Origin of the sequence: Micromonospora acroterricola (genome assembly GCF_003172955.1) — a bacterium.
GTDB lineage: Bacteria > Actinomycetota > Actinomycetes > Mycobacteriales > Micromonosporaceae > Micromonospora > Micromonospora acroterricola.
Genome location: NZ_QGKR01000192.1, coordinates 1 through 5,305 on the forward strand (window position 1 = coordinate 1; position 5,305 = coordinate 5,305).

The 5,305-nt window shown below is 74.1% G+C and carries 5 protein-coding genes; 3 read left to right on the plus strand and 2 right to left on the minus strand.

The features are described from left to right. Nucleotides 1-10 precede the first annotated feature (10 nt). A complete protein-coding gene (locus tag DKT68_RS14345) occupies nucleotides 11-1,792 on the minus strand; it encodes an acetyl-CoA carboxylase carboxyltransferase subunit alpha (protein ID WP_109817903.1) in 1,782 nt (593 codons plus the stop codon). Next, on the minus strand, nucleotides 1,789-2,127 hold the full coding sequence (locus tag DKT68_RS14350) for a TcmI family type II polyketide cyclase (RefSeq protein ID WP_109817904.1): 339 nt from the start codon (nucleotides 2,125-2,127) through the stop codon (nucleotides 1,789-1,791). The genes DKT68_RS14345 and DKT68_RS14350 overlap by 4 nt, the downstream gene beginning before the upstream one ends. 448 nt (nucleotides 2,128-2,575) lie before the next feature. Between DKT68_RS14350 and DKT68_RS14355 the strand changes: the two genes are divergently transcribed. The 3 genes from DKT68_RS14355 (at nucleotide 2,576) to DKT68_RS14365 (ending at nucleotide 5,173) form a co-directional block, all read left to right on the plus strand. Next, nucleotides 2,576-3,370: an AfsR/SARP family transcriptional regulator gene (locus DKT68_RS14355; RefSeq protein ID WP_109817905.1), complete on the plus strand. Its 795-nt coding sequence runs from the start codon at nucleotides 2,576-2,578 to the stop codon at nucleotides 3,368-3,370. Nucleotides 3,371-3,462: 92 nt separating this feature from the next. After that, the gene (locus tag DKT68_RS14360; protein ID WP_109817906.1) at nucleotides 3,463-3,810 is read left to right on the plus strand and encodes a TcmI family type II polyketide cyclase; all 348 of its coding nucleotides are present in this window, start codon (nucleotides 3,463-3,465) and stop codon (nucleotides 3,808-3,810) included. 13 nt (nucleotides 3,811-3,823) lie between these two features. Then, nucleotides 3,824-5,173: an FAD-dependent oxidoreductase gene (locus tag DKT68_RS14365; protein ID WP_109817907.1), complete on the plus strand. Its 1,350-nt coding sequence runs from the start codon at nucleotides 3,824-3,826 to the stop codon at nucleotides 5,171-5,173. Nucleotides 5,174-5,305 lie beyond the last annotated feature (132 nt).

Here is a 5,305-nt window from a genome sequence, read left to right on the forward strand (position 1 = left end):
GCCCGGGCGGTCACCGGGCACCCGCCCGGGCACCGGCGCGTGCCGCGCCGAACCGTCGGAACCGTTGCCGGCGAAGGCGGACCAGCATCGCCGGCGGCACGTCCAGCAGCGGCAGCAGGTTGGCCAGCAGCGCGGCGCGCAGCCGGCGGGCGGCCTCCGCCGGGTCGTCGTGCGCTGCCACCGCCGGCTCCGGCACGATCTCGTCGACCACCCCGAGACGGCACAGGTCGGGCGCGGTCAGCCGCAGCGCGCGGGCCGCCTGCGGCGCCGCGGACCGGTCCGGCCAGAGGATGGCCGCGCAGCCCTCCGGGCTGATCACCGAGTAGACGGCGTGCTGGAGCATCAGCACCCGGTCGGCGACCGCCAGCGCCAACGCGCCGCCGCTGCCGCCCTCACCGGTGATCACCGCGAGCACCGGGGTGGGCAGCATGGTCAGCGTGAGGATGTTCTCCGCGATCGCCGCTGCCTGGCCCTGCTCCTCGGCGCCCACGCCGGGGTCGGCGCCGGGGGTGTCGACGAGGGTGACCACCGGCAGGCCGAGCCGGGCGGCGAGGCGCATCAGCCGCAGCGCCTTGCGGTGCCCGGCCGGGCTCGCCATGCCGAAGTTCCGCGCGACCAGCTCGGCGGTGGTGTGCCCCTTCTGGTGACCGATCACCATCACGTGCCGGCCGTCCAGCCGGGCGAGGCCGCCGACGACGGCCGGGCAGTCCGCGCCGAGCCGGTCACCGTGCAGCTCCACGAACCCGTCGAAGACGGAGTCGAGATAGTCCAGCGTGGTCGGACGACCGGGGTGGCGGGCCACCCGCACGGTGTCCCACGGGTCGCGCCCGGCCGGGCCGGCGTCGTGGCCAACCGTCGGCTCGGCCGACGCGTCCGGGCCGTCGACGGTCGGCGGGAGCGTCGGCCGCACCGCCTCCGGGCCTCCACCGGCGAGGCGTTCGCGGCGCGACGCCGGCTCCTGCCGGGGTACGGGCGGGCGGGCCGACCGTCGGGCGTGGGTCGCGGCGAGCAGCGCGGTCAGTCGTCCCCGCAGCGACCGACGCTGCACCACCATGTCCACCTGACCGTGCCGGAGCAGGAAGTCAGCGGTCTGGAAGCCCTCCGGCAACGCCCGGCCCGTGACCTGACGGATCACCCGGGGGCCGGCGAAGCCCATCCGGGCGCCGCTCTCGGCCAGCACCAGGTCGGTGTTCGTGGCGAACGACGCCGCCACCCCGCCGTACGTCGGGTCGGTGAGCACGCTGACGGTGAGCAGACCCACCTCGCGCAGCGCGGCGATGGCCTGGCTGACCGTGGCCATCTGCATGAGCGACAGCGCGCCCTCCTGCATCCGTGCCCCGCCGGAGGCGGTGACCAGGACGAGCGGGATCCGGTCGTCCAGCGCCCGTTCGGCGGCCCGGGTGATCAGCTCACCCACCGCGCAGCCGAGGCTGCCGCCCAGGAAGCGGAAGTCCATCACCGCCAGCGCCGCGGGATGCCCGCCGATGGTGGCGGTGCCGCACACGACCGCCTCGGTCAGGCCCGTGCTGGCCCGGGCGGCGGTGAGCCGGTGCGGGTACGGCAGCACGTCGACGAAGTCGATCGGGTCCGTCGCGGACAGCCCGTCGGGCAGCGGGTGAAACGATCCCGGGTCGACGAGCTGGCGCAGCCGGTCCGGGGCGCCGAGTCGGGCGTGCTGGCCGCACTCCGGGCAGACGTCCAGGTTGCGCCGCAACCGTTTGCGGTAGAGCAGGCTGGCGCAGCCGGCGCAGCGGGACCAGAGCTGCTCCTCCCGTGGCGCGGTGGCGGTCACGACCGCCGCCCCGCGTCCGCGGCGTCGAACCGGTAGAAGCAGTGCGCCATGGCGTCGCGTGGTGAGCGCCAGGTCGGCAGGTACGGCGAGACGTACGGCCGCAGCCGGTCGCTGACCCGGACGAACTCGGGATGGCCCCGGGCCGCCTCCACCGCGCCCTGCGCCGGTCGATCGGTCTCGAGCAGGTGCACGTACAGGTCGTGCAGTCGGTACAGCGAGCGGTGCCGGACCCCGACCAGTCCCGGCAGCTCCGTCGCGTCCGACTCGGCGAAGATCTCGGCGACGCGCTCCTCGGCGGTAGGGACCACCTTCGCGACGATCAGCGATCGGTCCATGGCTGGGCCTCCCCCCACGGCGTCCGGGCCGGCGGCGGGTGGACCCCGGACGCACTGGACGACTGCCGACACGATGCGGCAGTCCTCGTCACGGCGGCGTCACCGTGACGGGTCGGCCAGCGACGCATGGCGGTGACGCTGCGTTGACGCAACCTGTGTATCAGCTATGTGCCCACGAGCCCTGCAGCGAGGAGGCCGAGCGTAGGTTTGGCCAGTTCAGAAGCGATCTCACGGTTGACCGTCACCGATAGAAGGGTCACGGTGCCGTTGACGCACCGTGACCGCTATTGATAATCTTCACCGTGGTCAGCCCGGCGGCTCCGGCGGGCGGGGCCGCGCCCGGACAACCGTGGCCGTGCCCCGCCGGTGGGCTCGACAGTGGCGTCACGGGTAGCCGATCCGGGACACAGCAGACAGTCGGGACGAGCGTTCCGCAGGGGGTGCCGCCGTGGCCGCTGATCCGTCCGTGCCAACCGCCGGAGATCCTTTCGAGGCCGGCGTTTCGCTGCACCTGCTCGGCGGTTTCCGGCTGCTCCGCGGCGCGGCGCCGATCGTGGTGCCGCGCGGGCTGCAACGGGTGATCGCGCTGATCGGGCTGCGCCCCGGCGCCACCCGCAGCCAACTGGCCGGGCTGCTCTGGCCCGACGCCTCGGAGGAGCGCGCGCTGTCGTCGCTGCGCACCGCTCTGTGGCGGCTGCGGCAGGACCCGTGCTGCCCCATGACCGCGACCGGCGACACCGTGCGGCTCGCCCCCACGGTCCGACTCGACGTGGACGAACTGGTCGGCACCGCGGCCCGGGTCCGCGACGGCGACGACCCCCGTACCGCCGCCGGGGCGCTCGCCGCCGGGCGGCACGACCTGCTGCCCGGCTGGTACGACGACTGGGTGCTGCTGGACCGGGAACGACTGCGCCAACTCCGCCTGCACATGCTGGAGCGGGTCGCCGGGCAGCACCTCGTCGCGGGACGGCACGGGGAGGCGCTGGAGGCCGCGCTGGAGGCCATGGCCGCCGAGCCGTTGCGCGAGACGCCCCACCGCCTGGTGGTCCGCATCCACCTCGCCGAGGGCAACGCCTTCGAGGCCGTGCACGCCTTCTACGTCTACCGGGACCTGCTGCGCCGGGAGCTGCGCCTGGAACCCAGCCCGGCGATGAGCGCCCTGCTCGACGACACGCTCGCCCCGATCCGCGAGGCCAGCCGGGAGGCCGCCGTCCGCCCGTCACCGGTCGGCCGGCGCACGTGACGGTGACGTGACAGGCGCTGCGGCACGGTGGCGGGCAGGAGCACGTGGCCGTCGACCGGAGGGTCGCGGAAGCCACCGGTGGAAGGGGTCCCATGAGTCGTCTACTGATCGTCAGCCGGATCATCCCGGGCGCGGAGGGGCGGGTCGCGCAGATCTTCGCCGAGTCCGACGCCACCGAACTGCCCGGCCTGACCGGCGTCACGCACCGGTCCCTGTACTGCCTGCACGACCTGTACGTGCACCTGATGGAGACCTCGGACGTCGACTCCGACGCGCTCGCGGCCGCCCGCAACCACCCGCTGTTCCGGCAGGTCAACGAGCGGCTCTCCGCCCACACCTCGCCGTACCTGCCGACCTGGCGCTCCCCCCGGGACGCGATCGCCGGCTGCTTCTACCGGTGGGACGCGGCCGAGGCGCCCGCGGCGCACCCGGCCGGCTGAACGGACGGCCGACGTGTCCGCCCCGCCACCGCACGTCCTCATCATCGGCGCCGGCACCGGTGGGCTGTGCCTGGCGCACGGGCTGCGTCGCGCCGGGATCAGCGTCGCCGTCTACGAGCGGCACCGCCACCGCGCCGAGGGGTTGCTCGGCTACCGGGTGGGCATCGGCCCGACCGGTAGCCGGGCGCTGCGGGAGTGCCTGCCGCCGGAACTGTTCGCCACCTTCCTCGCCACCTGCGCCCGCCCGCCGCGCTACTTCAACGTGGTCACCCAGGGGCTGCGCCAGACCGCCTCGTTCGAGCTGCGGCCGGACGCCGACCCGGAGCACACCGAGCACTCGGTGGCCCGGATGGTGCTGCGCCAGGTGCTGCTGACCGGCCTGACCGACGTGGTGCACTTCGACAGGACCTTCGTCCGGTACGAGCAGCGCGACGACGGAACGGTCACCGCGTACTTCGCCGACGGCACGAGCGCCACCGGCGACCTCCTGGTGGCGGCGGACGGCACGCACTCGGCGGTACGCCGCCAGTACCTGCCGCACGCCGTCACCCGGGACGCCGGCACCATCAACATCGCCACCCGCGTCCCGCTGACCGCGCGCACCCGCGACCTCGTGCCCGAGCGGGTCCGCCAGGGCATCTCGCTGATCTTCGGAGCTGGCGGGACCATGGGTGTCCTGCACGTGATGGAGTTCAGGTGGGACGCCGAACGGGCCATCAAGCCCGGCGTCAGCGACGCCGACGCGGCGCTGCTGCGGGACTGGCCGGGCCTCGCCCACGACACCACCACCGACAACATCAACCTCATCATCTGGAGCACCGCCCGTCGGTTCCCCGCCGACGTGATGCAACGCCGCGGCGAGGACCTGGTGCGCGTCGCCCTGGACCTCACCCCGAACTGGCACCCGCACCTGCGGGAACTGCTGACCCGCGGCGACCCGGACAGCGCCCTGCCGATCAAGGTCACCACGTCCGAGCCGGTGCCGCCCTGGAAGAGCAGCACGGTCACGCTGCTCGGCGACGCCATCCACACCATGACACCCGGTCGCGGCGTGGGCGCGAACACCGCGTTACGCGACGCCCGCCTGCTCTGCCAGCAGCTCACCCACGCGGTCGCCGGCGACAAGACGCTGCTGCAGGCGGTGGCCGACTACGAGGCGGCGATGGTGCCGTACGGTTTCGCGCGCGTCACCGAATCACTGAACCGCAGCGGCACCAACGGGGACGACCGGATGTACCGACCGGTGGTGGGTCGGCTCGCGCTGCTCGGCGCGCGCGGCTACTTCGGCGTGACCAGCCGCGTACCCCGGCTGCGCCGCAAGTTCGTCGACGACTTCCACACCTACGAGGGCGACCAGGACTGAGCCCACCGGTCGCGCGGGCCCGGCGTCCCGACGCCGGGCCCGCGTTGCGTCGTCTCCGGCGCAACACTGCGTCACCCACCGGGCACCGCGTGCGCCCACCGTCCCACCCGCACCTGTCTCTTATACCCATCT